The organism is Streptomyces sp. NPDC086835 (assembly GCF_044745705.1).
Classification (GTDB): domain Bacteria; phylum Actinomycetota; class Actinomycetes; order Streptomycetales; family Streptomycetaceae; genus Streptomyces.
Genome location: NZ_JBIVAU010000001.1, coordinates 388167 through 404159 on the forward strand (window position 1 = coordinate 388167; position 15993 = coordinate 404159).

Here is a 15993-nt window from a genome sequence, read left to right on the forward strand (position 1 = left end):
GCGCTCATCCTTCCACGCGCCGGCCGCCCTTCGCCCAGGAGAATCGGCCCGGTGACGGGTGCCGCCGCGCGCGGTGTCAGCCGCCGGCGGTGATCCGCCAGCGGCCGCCGCCCCGCACCTGGATCGGGCCCGGCTGGATCTCGTGCCGGCCGGGGCCGGTGGCGATCCTCCGGTCCGGCGCGAAGTGCTTGTCCAGCAGCCACAGTTCGACCGGGCGGTCCTCGCCGCAATCGACGCGGACCTCGCCGGGGCGGCCCGTGTAGTGGACGACGTCGTACCCGTGGCCCTCGATCGACTCGGCGAAACGCCGTGGCCCGTCCGCCCCTGTCAGTCCCAGCGTCCAGCCCATGTCCTCGCAGCGGACGGTGACGTACGCGGGCACGCCCGGCTCGCCCGGGACCGGGCCGCGCGCGGGACGGCTGCCGGACGCCTCCAGCACCGGCGCCGGGGCGATGGCGTCGGCGGCCCCCGCCTCGACCCGGTAGTAGGGGGCGCGGCCCGTGCTGCCCGTCAGGGAGACGACGGACGCGCCACCCCGGTGCACCAGCACATCCGTGCCCTTGCCGCGGACGCCTTCCACCAGTGGCCGGGCAGACTCCAGCGGCAGCAGCCGCAGGGCCCAGCGCGCCACGGACCGGATACGCACCCGGGTGGCGGCCCGGCCGTCGGTGAACAGCAGCACCCGTCCGCGCATGCCGTCCCGGCGCGCGAACAGCAGCGCGCGCTCCTCCCCGTACTCGTCGGTCTCGGTCGCCTGGTAGAAGCGCGATGTCAGGCCCGCGACCAGGTGGTACTCGAGGATCACCGGCGAGCCCGGAAGCGGGTTAACGATCTCCACGGGGGCGCCGGCGCGCCGGCCGCTGCCGTACTCGGCGAGCGCGGGCGGACCGGACGCGGCGTTCAGCGACCAGAAGGCGCGGCCGCGGACCTGGAGCAGTGCGGGGCCGGGCAGGCGTACGACTCCCGTCGCAGTGTTGCCGGTGGCCTCGGGCGCGGGGGCGGGCCGGGGCGTCATCGGGTCCTCGCCGGGGAAGACGGCACCGAGCGAGAACGCCGCGTCGGCTCCGTCGGTGGCGTCGACGCGGTAGTGCAGGTCGTCGGCGGGGCCGTCGTAGCGCAGCACGTCGAGGTCGTGGCCGTGGGCGTGGCCGGTGAACGGCTCGGCGTGCGAGACGGGCATCAGCTTCACCGCCCACCGGCGGCTCGCCCGTATGCCGAGGCGCAGCGGCCGGTCCTCCGGCACCTGTACGAGGAACCGGGCCCTGCTCCAGTTCCGGTCACCGCGCCACAGCTCCTCGCCCCGGTCACCGGTCTCCCCGAGCAGCTTGACCTGCACCCGCCCTCCGTCGTCCTCGAGCTCCACCTGCAACAGCGCGGGCCCCGCCGGCACGGTCCGGGGTACGGCGAAGGTCTTGTGCGCATGGCCTTTGAGGACGAAGGGCACGAAGTCGGTGCCGAAGCAGGCGCCGGCCTCGCCGTCCGCCCCGTGCGGGCCGTCGGCCGCGACGGGGGCGCTGCCGCCGGGCGGCGGCGCCGTCCGCTGTGTCCCCGCCGGCCCGGGGTGGGGTGAGGGCAGGGCGGGACCGGGGACGGCGGCGGGGGCGCCCCTCGGGGGTGGGTCCGTGTCCGCGACCTCGATGCCGAAGTCCGTCGCGAGGCCGTGCAGGCCCGTCGTCCAGCCCTGGCCCACCGCCCGGAACTTCCACCCGCCCCGGTGCCGGTAGAACTCGCCCAGCACGAACGCCGTCTCCGTCGTCGCGTCGTCGATGCCGAAGTACGCGACCGGCGCGCCCGTCATCGTCGTCACCCGGATGTCCAGGCCCGGCACCCGGCCGAACGGGCCGCCGTCCGCCGATGCCGCGACGACCACCCGATCGAGGCCCGGCTCGATTCCCGCCAGGTCCAGCCACACCCGGTCCGCCAAGAGCGGTCCGCCGTCGTCCGGGGCCGTGCCCAGGTGGCGTACCGCGCCGCTCGGGTGGTGCGGCCGGCCGGCGAGGACGAGGTCGGCGTCACCCCGCACTCTGCCGTCCGCGGCGACGAGCAGCGCGGAGACGTCCACGGCGGGAGCGCCGGGGGCCTTGCTCCGGCACACGGCGATCTGGAGCGGCTCGACCGGCGCGGGCACGTTGGCGCCCTTGACCATGCGTGTCATGCCCGGCAGCTTGCCATGTCACGCACAAGGGGGCGATCACCTTCCGGTGATCGCCCCCAGGCACGGATCGGGTGTGTCAGCCGCGCAGCTCGTCCGCGACCAGCTCCGCGATCTGCACCGCGTTCAGCGCGGCGCCCTTGCGCAGGTTGTCGCCCGAGACGAACAGCGACAGGCCGTTTTCGACGGTCTCGTCCACCCGGATCCGGCCGACGTACGAGGCGTCCTTGCCCGCCGCCTGGAGCGGCGTGGGGATCTCGGAGAGCTCCACGCCCGGGGCGTCCTTCAGCAGCTCATAGGCGCGCTCGACACCGAGCTCGTTGGCGAATCGGGCGTTGACCTGGAGCGAGTGGCCGGAGAAGACCGGGACGCGCACGCAGGTGCCGGAGACCTTGAGCTCGGGGATCTCGAGGATCTTGCGGGACTCGTTGCGGAGCTTCTGCTCCTCGTCGGTCTCGTGGGAGCCGTCGTCGACGAGGTTGCCCGCCAGCGGGATCACGTTGAAGGCGATGGTGCGCTTGTAGACGCCGGGCTCGGGGAAGGCGACCGCCTCACCGTCGTGGGTGAGCTCCTTGGCACGGTCCGCGGCCGCTCTGACCTGGTCGTCCAGCTCGGCGACGCCCGCGAGGCCGGAGCCGGAGACCGCCTGGTAGGTGGTGGCGACCAGCGATACCAGCCCCGCCTCCTGGTGCAGCGGCTTGAGGACCGGCATGGCGGCCATCGTGGTGCAGTTCGGGTTGGCGATGATCCCCTTGGGGCGGTCCTTGACCGCGTGCGGGTTGACCTCGGAGACCACGAGCGGAACCTCGGGGTCACGGCGCCAGGCGGAGGAGTTGTCGATCACGACGACGCCCTGCGCGGCGACCTTCTCGGCGAGCGCCCGCGAGGTCGCGCCGCCGGCGGAGAACAGGGCGATGTCCAGGCCAGTGAAGTCGGCGGTGGAGGCGTCCTCGACCGTGATCTCCCGGCCTTCCCACTCGATCGTGGAGCCCGCGGACCGGGCCGAGGCGAACAGCCGCAGCTCGTCGACCGGGAACTTCCGCTCGGCGAGGATCTTGCGCATGACCGTGCCGACCTGCCCGGTGGCTCCGACGATTCCGACCTTCACGGGGACTCCTCCGTACGTACTTGCGGCCCTGATGCCGTTCCATGATGCGTATGTCCGGGTCCGCCTTGTCCAATCGATTGTCCGAGTGGCGGGACGTGTGACAAGGAACATGCAGGCGGGGCGGGTGCTCGATGAGCGCCCGCCCCGCCGTCCTACTCCCTTCTACGGCTACTCGGTGACCTTGGCGATCACCACGCTGCCGGCGCCCGCGACCGTGCCGCGGTTGTTCAGCAGCTGCACCTCACCGAAGAACTGACGTCCCTCCGGAGCCGCGGCGCCGACCACGACCTCGGCGCTGACCTGCGCCGACACGCCGTTCGCGAGCTGGACCGACGATCCGGCGTCGACCTTCAGCGAGCCGAGCGACGGGGAGAAGAACACATCGCGGTAGTCGTACTCGGTGGTCCCGGCGGGGACCGAGTAACCGTCGACCACGATCGTGTAGGTGCCGGCGGCCGGCTTCAGCAGGCTCACCGCCTCCTCGGAGTCGCCGTCCGCGGCCTGGCCGACCACGACGCCGTCCTTGAGGACCAGCAGGTCCAGGTCCGCGCCGTTGTCGGCGGGCGAGCCGATCGCCACGTCGAGGCGCTCCACGCCCTCGCCGATGGTGACCGTGGACTCCTGGGACTCACCGTGCGCGATGGACGGACGGGCGACCTTCGCCGAGCCCAGGGAGCCGCCGGCCAGCTTGCCCTCGAGAGAGGCGAAGCGGTTGGTGACGTTCCACTCGACGGGGGTCGGCGTGCCGACCTTCGCCTCGGGGAGCGTCTTGACGGCCGGGTCGAAGTCGGCGCCGAGCACCGTCACGTCCAGCTTGAACGGGTTGTCCAGCAGCGGGGACGTGCGCCGCGACTCGACCTCGATCTCCCAGACGCCCGGCATCGGCTCCGGGTAGGAGCGCACGTCGGGACGGCAGGTGTTGGCCGGGTTCGCGTAGTTCGGGTAGCAGTTGACCGTCGAGGTCGGGTCGACCGGCAGCCCGTACGGGTGGAGGCCGATGAACCGGGTCTGGCTGCCCTCGGCGAGCCCGCCGATGGCGACCTCGAGGTTCTTGGCGCCCTCGGGGACGGTGATGAAGTACGACTTGTGGCTGTTGCGCTGCACCGTGTCCGCCTTGGAGACGGTGTACCCGGGCTTCGCGAGGTCGTCGGAAGCGACCACGGTGGCCAGGATCTGCTTGTCCACGCCCACGGTCGAGCGGTCGTCGGCCTGGAGGACGGCGCTGTGCACGCCGGCCGTCTTGGGCCGTGCCTGGACGGTGACGGTGACCGGCTGGTTCAGCGGGAGCCTGACCTCGGACCCGCTGAGCAGACGGAAGGTGCCGTCGTTGTTCTTCCAGCGCAGGGTGTGCGCGACGGCCTTCTTCGGGCCGGTCGTGCGGGTGACGGTGATGTCGTAGGTCCGGCTCTTGCCGGCCTTCAGGCCGCCCTCGCGGTCGTAGAGACCGGTACCGAAGCCCGGGGTCTTCAGCGCGAAGTCGATCGCGGTGTCGACCGGGGCCTTGACCGTGTACTCGTGGGCGCCCACGCCGTCCTTGATCTGCTCCCAGGCGTCGACGACGTCGATCAGGCCCGCACCCTGCTCGTGCGCCTGCTCACCGCTGATGCGGTGGGCGGTGCTGGTGAGCGCGGTGCGCAGCTTCGCCGGGGTGAGCTCGATGCCGCGCTGCTTGGCGGCCGAGAGCAGCAGTGCCGCCGCGCCCGCCGCCTGCGGAGAGGACATCGAGGTGCCCTGCATCATCGAGTAGCCGGGCGGCAGTCGGTAGCCGGCCTCGGCGACCGGGCCGCCGGGCGACCACGTCTGGGTGGTGTTGACCGCTGCGCCGGGCGCGGTCAGCGTCGGCGTGAAACCGCCGTCCTCACGCGGTCCGCGCGAGGAGAAGGGCAGCATCGCGTACGCCTTCTCGACGCCGGAACCGTAGTTGGACGCCCAGGTCTCCTTGGAGATGGACGCACCCACGGAGATCACCTTGTCGGCGACGGCGGGGTCGCCGAGCGTGTTGGTGCCCGGGCCCGAGTTGCCGGCGGAGATCACCAGCTGGACGCCGTAGGTGTCTATGAGCCGGTTGTAGAGCTCGGAGCGCGCGTTGTTGCCGTCGTTCAGCGGGGGCAGACCGCCGATGGACATGTTGACGATGTCCACGCCGCGGTTGATGACCAGGTCGGCCATGCCCTCGGTGAGCGCGATGTTGGTGCAGCCGCCGCTCCAGGTGCAGGCGCGCGAGGAGACGATCTTCGCGCCGGGCGCGGCACCGTTCATCTTGCCGCCGAAGAGGCTGTTGGCGGCGGTGATACCGGCGACGTGCGTGCCGTGCGAACCCTCGATGACGCCGATGTTGACGTAGTCGGCGGTCGCGCCCGCGGCGTTGTAGACGACGTCGGTGCGGACCTCGATGACGAACGGGATGCGCTCGGCGATCTCGGTCTTCGGGTCGTCCTTGCCGAAGTAGCCGACCTGGAAGCCGTTCTTGTACGGCTTCATCAGGGTGTCGTTGGTGAAGTCGGCGTCGTTGTTCAGGTCGACGCGCGCGGTCCGGGTGCCCTCGTCGTAGAGGACCGCCCAGACGTCGGTCGTGTCGCCGTCACGGTTGAGGTCGCCGGCCATGTCGCCGCCCTTGGTGGCGGCCTCGGCGAACAGGTTGAAGCGGTACGCGCCTGAGGGGGCGGAGTAGGTGCGCCCGCCGGCCGTGAAGGTCGGGCCGGTGACGGCCGTGTTCATCCGCAGCCAGGTGCGGTCGCCGTCGGCCACCGGGTCCGTCGCCGTGACCCAGTCGACGATCTTGCGCTCGCCGGTGGTGGTCTTCTGGAGCGCGGGGTGGGCGAGGTCGACACCGGAGTCAAGGATTCCGATGGTCACGCCGCGGCCGTCGGCCTTGGGGTGAGCCTTGACGAAGTCGACCGCACCGGTCTCGAAGGACGGGTTGTACGGGTTCTTCGCCGGGGTCGACGCGTCGGGCGCCGGGTAGGCCTGTACCTGAGCGTCGGCGGTGCCCGCGGCCTTCACGGTGTCCGCCGCCGGGGTCGGGTCGTCCAGCTCGATCTCGTGCTTGAGGTCGATGCCGTGCACGCTGGACAGCTTGGCCGCCGACTTGAGGGCGGCCTCGGCCTTGTCCGTGGGCAGCGTGGCACGTACGTAGCCGAGCTTGTCGAACGTCCTGCCGACGGTGGCGCCCTTGACGGCGTCCAGCTGGCCGGCGACCTGCTCGGTCGCGCCGGGGGCGGTGGCCACCATGACGGTGACGGTCTTCTCACCCTTGGCCTCGGCCTCCGCGAGCAGCTCGGCGTCGGCCGAGCCGATCTTGTCGGAGGACGACTTGGCGGCCTTGACTGCCGTGGCGCCGGCCGGGTCGTCGGCGGGCGCTGTGGCGACGGCCGGAGCGACGCCGGCAGCGACGAGCGCGGCCACCATCGAGGCGGCGGCCGCGACGCGGGCCACGCGTCTGTGACCTGGCGTCGAGCGTCCCGTTGTGGAGCTCTCGGGTTCGGGGGTCATCAGCATCCCTGTTTGTGAAAGAGAGGGTCCGGAATACGGTGCCGGATGACCGCTCAGCCTTGCGTAAATGACAGGGGTTTGTGGAGAGTTGATCGAGACGGGTTGTGTGCATGGCGTAAACCCGCCACCGCGGATCATGCGCCATACGGAACGAACAGGTGCTTATCGACCTCGGTGAGCGGACGCGCCGGTAATCTCACCGGATGAACAAGGAGTTGAGGGTCGCGGCGTACGCCGTCTGCATACGGGACGGACAGGTCCTGCTGGCCCGCTGGGTCGCGCGCGACGGCGCGAAGAAGTGGACCCTGCCCGGCGGCGGCATGGACCACGGCGAGGACCCCCTCGACACGGTCGTCCGCGAGGTCGGGGAAGAGACCGGCTACATCGCCGAGATGACCACGCTGCTCGGCCTGGACTCGGTACGCCGCCGCTACCCGCGCAAGCTGGGCGCCTTCGCGGACTTCCAGGGACTGCGGATCGTGTACGAGGGCCGGATCACCGGCGGCGAGCTGCGCAACGAGACCGGCGGGTCCACGGACCTCGCCGCCTGGCACCCGCTGGAGGCGGTGCCGGCGCTCCACCGCGTCGAACTCGTCGACGTGGGCCTGGAGCTGTGGCGCTCCAGGCCGGTTCTCGGCAGGGTCGCTCAGCGCGGCAGCACCACCACATAGGCGGCGGGCTCGCGGTCCGCGGCGGCCATCAGCGCCGTGCGCAGCACGGTCGCCTGCTGCTCGGGCGACTCACGGAGCTTGCGCGGCGTCAGGTGCACGACGGTGATGCCGAGCCTCTCCAGATGCTCCCGCTTGCGCGCGTACCGGGACCACTGGGCGTCCTCGTCGCGGCGGGGCGCCCGCGTGTCCAGCTCCACGGCCACGGCCTGCTCCGGCCAGTACGCGTCGACCCGGCCGAGAACAGGGCCGCCGGGGAGACGGAGGTCCACGTTCCACAGGGGGTCAGGCAGACCGCCGTCGCGGACGAGTCCGTACAGCCTGCCCTCCGCCAGCGCACGGCCCTCCGCGAGCAGTTCGTCCACCGCGCTCACGACGTGCGGGCGGTCCAGCAGCCGCGCGTCGTTCAACTCCCGCACCAGCGCGGCCGGCTCGCAGTGCCCGCCCCGCACGGCCTCCGTCAGCAGCCGGCCGATCAGCGCCGCGTCGTCGAGCTCCGCCACCGCGTCGGCGAGGGCGCGGGAAGCGGGAGCGACGGGCACGCCGCCGACCTCCTCCGCCGGGGGCATCGACTGCCCCCGCACCAGCCGGGCGAAGCCGGCCGACCGCAGCCGCCGCGTCCGCGGCACGAGCACGTCGATCAGCTCGATCGACATCAGCGGCGGAGCCGCCGTGAATCCGTGCAGCGCGAGCGCGGCGAGCCCGGTGACCACCGCTGCGCCGTACGGCGCCGAGTCGTGCCGCTGGGCCGGCAGCACGGGCCGGCCGGCGTACAGCAGCGCGGCGTGCAGCCGCTCTTCGCCGGTGGTCGGTCCAGGATGCAGCAGATACACCCCCGGCAGCAGCAACTGCCAGTCCCCGCCGGGCCGGCACCGCTCGGCGACCCGCGAGGGCGTGAAGCCGTGGGTACGCAACTGAGCCCCGGACACGACCCGCCGGCGCACGTCGCCGTCGGGTCGGCTGAGGGGGAGGGGGAGGGGAGAGAGGGGAGCGTTGGGCTGGTTCATGCCGATGAGATGCCCGCGTCGCCGGACCGGGCTAACCGCTGTTACAAGTTCGTCGACAATTCAGGACAACCGTGTCCTAAAGTACGCACGTTCGAGTGCCGATGTGGGGGGCGTTTCACGGGTCCGGGGCTTGCCCCGGTTCGAGAAGGGGTGGGGACAGGCCCCTGCAGGCCCGTCCCCACCCCCCACCGTCACACGCCGTCGCACTCCTGCGCCCGCAACGCCCTCGCCAGATCGTCGCGGGACTCCGCGACCAGCCGCCGCAGCGCCGGCGCCGCCGACTCGTGGGCGGCCAGCCACTCGTCCGTCGCGTCGAGCGTGGCCCGGGAGTCCTGGAGGGACGGGTACAGGTCCCGCACCACGTCCATCCCGATCTGGATCGACCGCTCGGACCACACCCGCTCGATCGCCTCGAAGTACTTCTCGGTGTACGGGGCGATCAGTTCACGCTGCGACGGCTGGACGAAGCCCGAGATCGTCGCTTCGACGAGCGCGTTGGACAGCTTGTCCGACTCGACCACCGTCGCCCACGCCTGGTCCTTGACCGCGGCCGACGGCCGGGACGCCAGGCAGCGCACCTCGTGCCGCTTGCCCGAGGCCGTGTCGTCGCGCGCCAGTTCCGCCGCGATCGCCGACTCGTCGGCGACCCCGTGCGCCGCCAGCGGCTCCAGGAACGACCAGCGCAGTTCCTGATCGACGTCCAGGCCGTCGATCTCCTCGGTGCCCGCCAGCAGCCCGGAGAGCAGCCGGAAGTCGCTCTCGGACTCGGCGACCGACGCGAAGAACCGCGCCCAGGTCAGCTGGTGCTGGCTGCCCGGCTCGGCGGCCCGCAGTTCCCGCAGCGCGCCTTCCGCGGCCAGCCGGCCGCCCTCGGCGCGCCAGCCGGGTGCCACGTAGTGGACCAGGGCGGACCGCGTCCACGCGTGCAGCATCTGGAGGACGCCGATGTCGGACTCGCGCCCGGCGAACGTCAGCACCAGGCGGACGAAGTCCCGCGCCGGCATCAGCGCGTCGCGGGTCAGGTTCCACAGCGCGGACCAGCACAGCGCCCGTGCCAGCGGATCCTTGATGTCGCCGAGCGAGGACCGCAGCGTCTCGAGGGACCGCTCGTCGAAGCGGATCTTGCAGTAGGTCAGGTCCTCGTCGTTGACCAGGACGAGTCCGGGCCGCTCCTCGCCCGCGAGTTCGGGCACGACCGTGCGCGCACCGGTGACGTCCACCCCGGCCTGCGCGTACCGCACGAGCTCCGAGTTCTCGATCCGGTAGAGGCCGACGGACACCCGGTGCGGCCGGAGCGTGTCACCGTCCTGGAAGATCGCCAGCTCGGTGATGCGCCCGTCCGCGTCGTACGCCACCTCGGGCGTCAGCGCGTTGACGCCCGAGGTCTCGAGCCAGGACCTGGACCAGTCCTTCATGTCACGCCCGGACGTCTCCTCCAGCACGGACAGCAGGTCGCCGAGCCGGGTGTTGCCGTACGCGTGGCGCTTGAAGTAGCGCCGGGCGCCCTCCATGAACGCGTCCCGGCCCACGTACGCGACGAGCTGCTTGAGCACGGACGCGCCCTTGGCGTACGTGATGCCGTCGAAGTTGAGCTTGGCGTCCTCGAGGTCGCGGATGTCGGCCGTGATCGGATGCGTCGACGGCAGCTGGTCGGCGCGGTAGGCCCAGGCCTTGCGGTTGTTGGCGAAGGTGACCCATCCGTCGGTGAAGCGCGTCGCCTCGACCATGGAGAAGGAGCCCATGAAGTCCGCGAAGGACTCCTTGAGCCACAGGTCGTCCCACCACTGCATGGTGACGAGGTCGCCGAACCACATGTGCGCCATCTCGTGCAGGATGACGTTGGCCCGGCGCTCGTACGACGCCTGTGTCACCTTGCCGCGGAAGACGAACTCCTCGCGGAAGGTCACACAGCCCGGGTTCTCCATGGCCCCGATGTTGTACTCGGGCACGAACGCCTGGTCGTACTTCCCGAAGGGGTACGGGTAGTCGAAGTGCTCGTGGAAGAAGTCCAGGCCCTGCTTGGTGACGAGGAAGATGTCGTCCGCGTCGAAGTGCTTGGCGAGCCCCTTGCGGCACATCGCGCCCAACGGGATCCGCAGGACCGTGCCGTCGGCCAGTTCACGCTCGTACAGGTCGGTCTCGTAGTGGTACGGCCCGGCGACGACCGCCGTGATGTACGTCGAGATCGGCGCCGTCTCGGCGAACCGCCAGGTCCCGTCCTCCGCGCGGGCGCCCTCGCGGTTGCTCCACACCGTCCAGCCCTCGGGGGCGGTCACCTCGAACCGGAACGGCGCCTTGAGGTCGGGCTGTTCGAAGTTGGCGAAGACCCGGCGCGCGTCGGCCGGCTCGTACTGGGTGTAGAGGTAGACCTCGCCGTCCTCGGGGTCGACGAAGCGGTGCAGTCCCTCGCCGGTGCGGCTGTACGCGCACTGGGCGTCGACGACGAGCACGTTCTTTGCCGCCAGGCCGTCCAGCGTGATCCGGGAGCCGTCGAAGACGGTGGCGGGGTCCAGCTGACGTCCGTTGAGAGTGACGGCCGTCACGGACGGGGCGAGCAGGTCGACGAAGGTCGAAGCTCCCGGCTCGTTCACCCGGAACCGGATCGTGGTCACCGACCTGAAGGTGCGCGGCCCTGAGGCGTCCTCGGGCTCCCCGACCGCGGACCGCACGTCGAGGGCCACCTCGTACCCGTCGACGGACAGCAGTCCGGCCCGGGAGCGGGCCTCGTCGCGGGACAGATTCTCACCGGGCACAAGCACTCCTTCGTGTCTCGTTCGAACACGAGCGATCCTCCCATGGGAATCGGCGGAGCCATCGGCGGCGTTGCCCGGGCAGGCGCGCAGGGCGCCGATCCCTTCCGAGGAGTGATATGTCGCACAACGGCAAGACGCCCGTGGACTTCTGGTTCGACCCGCTGTGCCCGTGGGCCTGGATGACCTCACGCTGGATGCTCGAGGTGGAGAAGGTCCGTGACGTACAGGTGCGCTGGCATGTGATGAGCCTCGCCGTGCTCAACGAGGACAAGCTCGACGAGCTTCCCGAGGAGTACCGGGACATGCTGGAGAACAAGGCGTGGGGCCCGGTGCGCGTCGTCGTCGCCGCCCAGCAGGAGCACGGTGACGAGGTGGTCGGCAAGCTCTACACCGCGCTCGGCACCCGCTTCCACAACGAGGGCATGGGTCCGGTCCGGGAGGCCGTCGTCGCGGCGCTCAAGGATGTCGGTCTGCCCACGTCCCTCGCCGACTTCGCGGACAAGGGCACGTACGACGCCCAGCTGCGCGCCTCCCACAAGGAGGGCATAGAGAAGGTCGGCCAGGAAGTCGGCACGCCGGTCATCGCGGTGCCCGGCTCCGACGGCGAGCAGATCGCCTTCTTCGGTCCGGTCGTCACCCCCGCGCCCAAGGGCGAGGAGGCGGCCCGGCTGTGGGACGGGACGCTGATGGTCGCGTCGATCCCCGGGTTCTACGAGATCAAGCGCACGCGGACCCAGGGCCCCATCTTCGACTGAACCGCCCGCCGGACGGCGACACCCGCGGCCCGGCAGCAGCCGCATCCCGCACAGCACGGTGCCCCCGCGAGTACATGACTCGCGGGGGCACCGTGCTGCGCGGGTGTGTTTGTGCGCCGCCGGGCTCAGTCCGTCGCGCCGGCCTCGACGGCGGCACGGGACTCACGCGTCTTCTGCAGCACGAATCCGACGACGGCGAGGACCAGCGTCAGGACACCGGTGCCGAGCAGCTGCATCCGGGTCTCCTCCTCGCGCAGCATCAGCGCGAAGACGGTCGCCATGCCGGCCAGGGCGAGCAGCGTGAGGCCGGGGAACAGCCACATCTTCACGACCAGCTTCTCGGGGTTCTCCCGCTCGGTGCGCCGGCGCAGCACCAGCTGCGAGACGGCGATGAAGAACCAGACGACCAGGATGATCGCGCCGATCGTGTTGAGCAGCCACATGAAGATGTCGTCCGGCCGCCAGTACGACAGCAGCACGCACAGGAAGCCGAAGACGGAGGAGACCAGCACTGCGGTCCGCGGCACGCCGCCGGAGATCCGGCCCAGCGCCGTCGGACCCTGGCGGCGGGCGACCAGCGAGCACGCCATCCGGGAGGCGCCGTAGATGTTGGCGTTCATCGCGGAGAGCAGGGCGATCAGCACGACCACGTTCATGATCTGGCCCGCGCCGTCGATGCCCAGGTGGTCCAGGGTCGCGACGTACGGTCCCTTCTCGGCGACCGCCTTCTCGTGCCACGGCACCAGCGTGACGATGACCGCCATCGAACCGATGTAGAAGACGGCGATGCGCCACATCGCGGTGCGCACGGCCTTGGCGACGCCCTGCACCGGGTGCTCGGACTCGGCGGCGGCGATGGTGACCGTCTCCAGACCGCCGTAGGCGAAGACGGAGGCGAGGAGACCGACGATCAGGCCCTCGGTGCCGTTCGGCATGAAGCCGCCGTCACCCGTGAGGTTGGCGGTGCCCGGCGCTTCGCTGCCCGGAAGGACTCCGGCGATCGCGAGGACGCCGATGCCCAGGAAGAGCACGATCGCGCCGACCTTCAGCGCGGCGAACCAGAACTCGAACTCGCCGAAGTTCTTCACCGCCGCCAGGTTCGTGCCGCAGAACACCAGCATGAACAGCGCCACCCAGGCCCACTCGGGCGTCCCGGGGAACCAGCCCGTCATGATGCCGGCGGCGCCGATGGCCTCCAGGCCGACGGCCACGCACAGCAGGAACCAGAACGCCCAGCCGGCGGTGAAGCCGGCCCACGGCCCGATGGCCCGCTCCGCGTGCACCGAGAAGGAGCCGGAGGCCGGGTTGGCCGCCGACATCTCGCCCAGCATCCGCATCACCAGCATGACCAGCAGTCCGGAGAGCGCGTACGCGACGACGATCGACGGTCCGGCCGCGGCGATGCCGGCGCCCGATCCCACGAAGAGCCCGGCGCCGATGACACCGCCGAGGGCGATCATCGACAGGTGGCGTTGTTTGAGGCCGTGCGTGAGCGTGGCGTCGGCCGGCTGGTCGACGGGCGCGGGCGCGGTGGTCCGAGACATGGGCGTGCCCTGTTCATGAGCTGAGACGGGGGAGCGGCCCAGTGTGGGCATGGTCGTCGCTCACAGGGAACAGATGTCCGCTATACGGTCACGACCTTCACGGAACGTCAACAACCGAACACGTGAACCCCGCAATTCAGCGGCGTCGTTCGCGTAGCTCCCGGACGGCCGAAACCAGCAGTACACCGGCGGTCGCGCCGCTCGACCACAGCACCTGCGGCCGGGCGGTGTCGTCGGTGAGCATCAGCCCCAGCACGGCCGCCATCACGGCGAGCGCCACCCAGGTGAGCCACGGGAAGCCCCACATGCGCAGGGTCAGCTTCTGAGGCGCCTCGCGCTCGAGGCGCCGGCGCAGCCGCAACTGCGACACCGCGATCAGCGCCCAGACGAACAGCAGTACCGCGCCGACCGAGTTGAGCATGTAGAGGAAGACCGAATCCGGCCACTTCAGATTCAGCAGCACCGACACGAAGCCGAACGCGACGGAGGCGAGCACCGCCTTGCGCGGCACGCCGCTCGGGGTGAGCTTCAACAGCCCCTTCGGGGCCTCGCCACGCTCCGCGAGCGAGAACACCATCCGGGAGGCGCCGTACAGGTTGGCGTTGAGCGCGGACAGCAGCGCCACGAAGACGACGATCTCCATGATCCGTCCGGCGCTCGGCACCCCGATGGAGTCGAGAACGGTGACATAGGGGCTCAGACCGGCCTTCTGCGCCGTCCAGGGCAGGACGGTCACGATGACGACCATCGAGCCCACATAGAAGAAGAGGATGCGGACCACCGCGCTGCGCACGGCGCGGCCCACCGCGCGGGCCGGGTCCTCGGTCTCCGCGGCGGCGATGGTGACGACCTCGAGGCCGCCGAAGGCGAAGACGACGGCGAGTACGCCGGAGATCACGCCGGACCAGCCGCCCGGCAGGAAGCCGCCCTCGCCGGTGAGCCGGGTGAGGCCGACCGGGTCCGTGTCCGGCAGCAGCCCGAAGATCGCCAGGGTGCCGAGCGCCAGGAAGAGCACGATCGCCCCGACCTTGAGCGCGGCGAACCAGAATTCGAATTCGCCGAAGTTCTTCACCGCCGCCAGGTTGGCGACGGTGAAGACCACCATGAACACCAGCACCCAGCCCCACTGGGGGACGGCGGGTGCCCAGCCGTGTGCGATCGCAGCGGCGGCCGTCGCCTCCGCCGCGAGCACCACCACCAGCAGGAACCAGTACAGCCAGCCGACGCTGAACCCGGCCCAGCGCCCGAGGGCGCGTTCCGCGTGCACCGAGAACGAACCGGAGGCGGGCATCGCGGAGGACATCTCACCGAGCATCCGCATCACCAGCATCGCGAGGGCGCCCGCGATCAGATAGGACAGGACGATGCCGGGGCCGGCCAGCGCGATGCCGGCGCCCGAGCCCACGAAGAGCCCCGCGCCGATCACCCCGCCGAGCCCGAGCATCGTCAGATGGCGCTGCTTGAGCCCGTGGCTCAGGGGTTCGGCCTCTGCGGCCAGGGGCGTGGGCGGCGCGTCGTGCATGTGCTGGAGAACTCTCGGATCACTCGGTACGAGTTATGGGGTCCCTACAGTCTTCCCGAGTTGATACCTCCTGTGCAAAACGGACGCCTACGCCCCGGACCTCAGTGACGAGCATCACGTCATCGTCGGCATGATCGAGACTCTTTGTGTGAACCCCACCAAGCCGTCAACCGCCGCTTTGTGGGCGGCTGCTGGTGATCGAGCGATTCTCCGTGGGCTACGGTCACCCTGTCCCGAACTGCCCTCACCCTCGCGGAGTCCCGATGAGCACTGCTGCCGCCCCCGTCCGATCGGGGCTCGTCCTCGCCGACCTGCTGCCCGCGTCCCGCGTCCGGGACATCACCCTCGTCGTCGGCGGCGCCGCGCTCACCGGCATCGCGGCGCAGATCGCTGTCCCGGTCCCCGGCTCCCCGGTCCCCGTGTCCGGCCAGACCTTCGCGGCACTCCTCGTGGGCACCGCGCTGGGCGCCCGCCGCGGCTTCCTCTCCCTCGCCCTGTACGCGGTGGCCGGCATGGCGGGCATGCCGTGGTTCGCCCAGGCGACCTCCGGCTATGCGATGCCGTCCTTCGGCTACATCCTCGGCATGCTGCTCGCGGCGACCGTCGTCGGCCACTTCGCCCGTCGCGGCGCCGACCGTTCCGTGCTGCGCATGGCGGGCACGATGGCGGTCGGCTCGGCGATCATCTACGCGGTCGGCGTCCCCTACCTGGCGCTGGCCACCGGCATGTCCCTCGGTGAGGCGGTCGCGGCCGGCCTCGTGCCGTTCCTGATCGGCGACGCGCTGAAGGCGGCCCTGGCGATGGGCGCTCTGCCCACGGCCTGGAAGCTCCTCGGCCGCCGCGGCTGACGCACGGCCCCTGTCCGCAGAAGAGGCTCGCCTCGGTTCTCAGCTCCTGAGACCGGCGGGCCTCTTGCGTTTTCCGGTCCGTACGCGAGGCGTACAAGAAGGGGAACAGAAGGGAGGCTCTCCGTCCGTCCCTCGCAGGACCGA

At 71.0% G+C, this 15993-nt stretch carries 10 protein-coding genes; 3 read left to right on the plus strand and 7 right to left on the minus strand.

What is annotated here, in order from left to right:
- Positions 1–76 precede the first annotated feature (76 nt).
- The 3 genes from ACIPJI_RS01735 to ACIPJI_RS01745 all read right to left on the minus strand — a co-directional run bounded on the left by ACIPJI_RS01735 (position 77) and on the right by ACIPJI_RS01745 (position 6758).
- The gene (locus ACIPJI_RS01735; protein WP_402243882.1) at positions 77–2155 is read right to left on the minus strand and encodes a TerD family protein; all 2079 of its coding nucleotides are present in this window, start codon (positions 2153–2155) and stop codon (positions 77–79) included.
- A 76-nt stretch (positions 2156–2231) separates the two neighbouring features.
- Positions 2232–3260, minus strand: coding sequence for an aspartate-semialdehyde dehydrogenase (locus ACIPJI_RS01740; protein ID WP_307706441.1), 1029 nt, complete (start codon positions 3258–3260; stop codon positions 2232–2234).
- Positions 3261–3428: 168 nt separating this feature from the next.
- Positions 3429–6758, minus strand: coding sequence for a S8 family serine peptidase (locus ACIPJI_RS01745; RefSeq protein WP_402243883.1), 3330 nt, complete (start codon positions 6756–6758; stop codon positions 3429–3431).
- 197 nt (positions 6759–6955) lie between these two features.
- Between ACIPJI_RS01745 and ACIPJI_RS01750 the strand changes: the two genes are divergently transcribed.
- Positions 6956–7423, plus strand: coding sequence for an NUDIX hydrolase (locus ACIPJI_RS01750; RefSeq protein ID WP_402243884.1), 468 nt, complete (start codon positions 6956–6958; stop codon positions 7421–7423).
- Here ACIPJI_RS01750 and ACIPJI_RS01755 read toward each other — a convergent pair.
- Both ACIPJI_RS01755 and pepN read right to left on the minus strand, forming a co-directional pair.
- Positions 7399–8427, minus strand: a complete 1029-nt coding sequence (locus ACIPJI_RS01755) for a hypothetical protein (RefSeq protein ID WP_402243886.1) — start codon at positions 8425–8427, stop codon at positions 7399–7401. The two genes, ACIPJI_RS01750 and ACIPJI_RS01755, sit on opposite strands and share 25 nt — an antisense overlap.
- 191 nt (positions 8428–8618) lie before the next feature.
- Positions 8619–11180: an aminopeptidase N gene (gene pepN / locus ACIPJI_RS01760; RefSeq protein WP_402243888.1), complete on the minus strand. Its 2562-nt coding sequence runs from the start codon at positions 11178–11180 to the stop codon at positions 8619–8621.
- Between the two features lie 116 nt (positions 11181–11296).
- Between pepN and ACIPJI_RS01765 the strand changes: the two genes are divergently transcribed.
- Positions 11297–11935 (plus strand): DsbA family protein, encoded by a 639-nt coding sequence (locus ACIPJI_RS01765; protein ID WP_356620983.1) that lies wholly within the window; start codon positions 11297–11299, stop codon positions 11933–11935.
- Between the two features lie 125 nt (positions 11936–12060).
- Here ACIPJI_RS01765 and ACIPJI_RS01770 read toward each other — a convergent pair whose 3' ends face one another.
- Together ACIPJI_RS01770 and ACIPJI_RS01775 are read right to left on the minus strand one after the other, a co-directional pair.
- A complete protein-coding gene (locus ACIPJI_RS01770; RefSeq protein WP_307706436.1) occupies positions 12061–13479 on the minus strand; it encodes an amino acid permease in 1419 nt (472 codons plus the stop codon).
- A 136-nt stretch (positions 13480–13615) separates the two neighbouring features.
- A complete protein-coding gene (locus ACIPJI_RS01775) occupies positions 13616–15001 on the minus strand; it encodes an amino acid permease (RefSeq protein ID WP_402243890.1) in 1386 nt (461 codons plus the stop codon).
- Between the two features lie 263 nt (positions 15002–15264).
- Here ACIPJI_RS01775 and ACIPJI_RS01780 point away from each other — a divergent pair, with 263 nt between their 5' ends.
- On the plus strand, positions 15265–15849 hold the full coding sequence (locus tag ACIPJI_RS01780; RefSeq protein WP_402243891.1) for a biotin transporter BioY: 585 nt from the start codon (positions 15265–15267) through the stop codon (positions 15847–15849).
- The last annotated feature ends 144 nt before the right edge of the window (positions 15850–15993 follow it).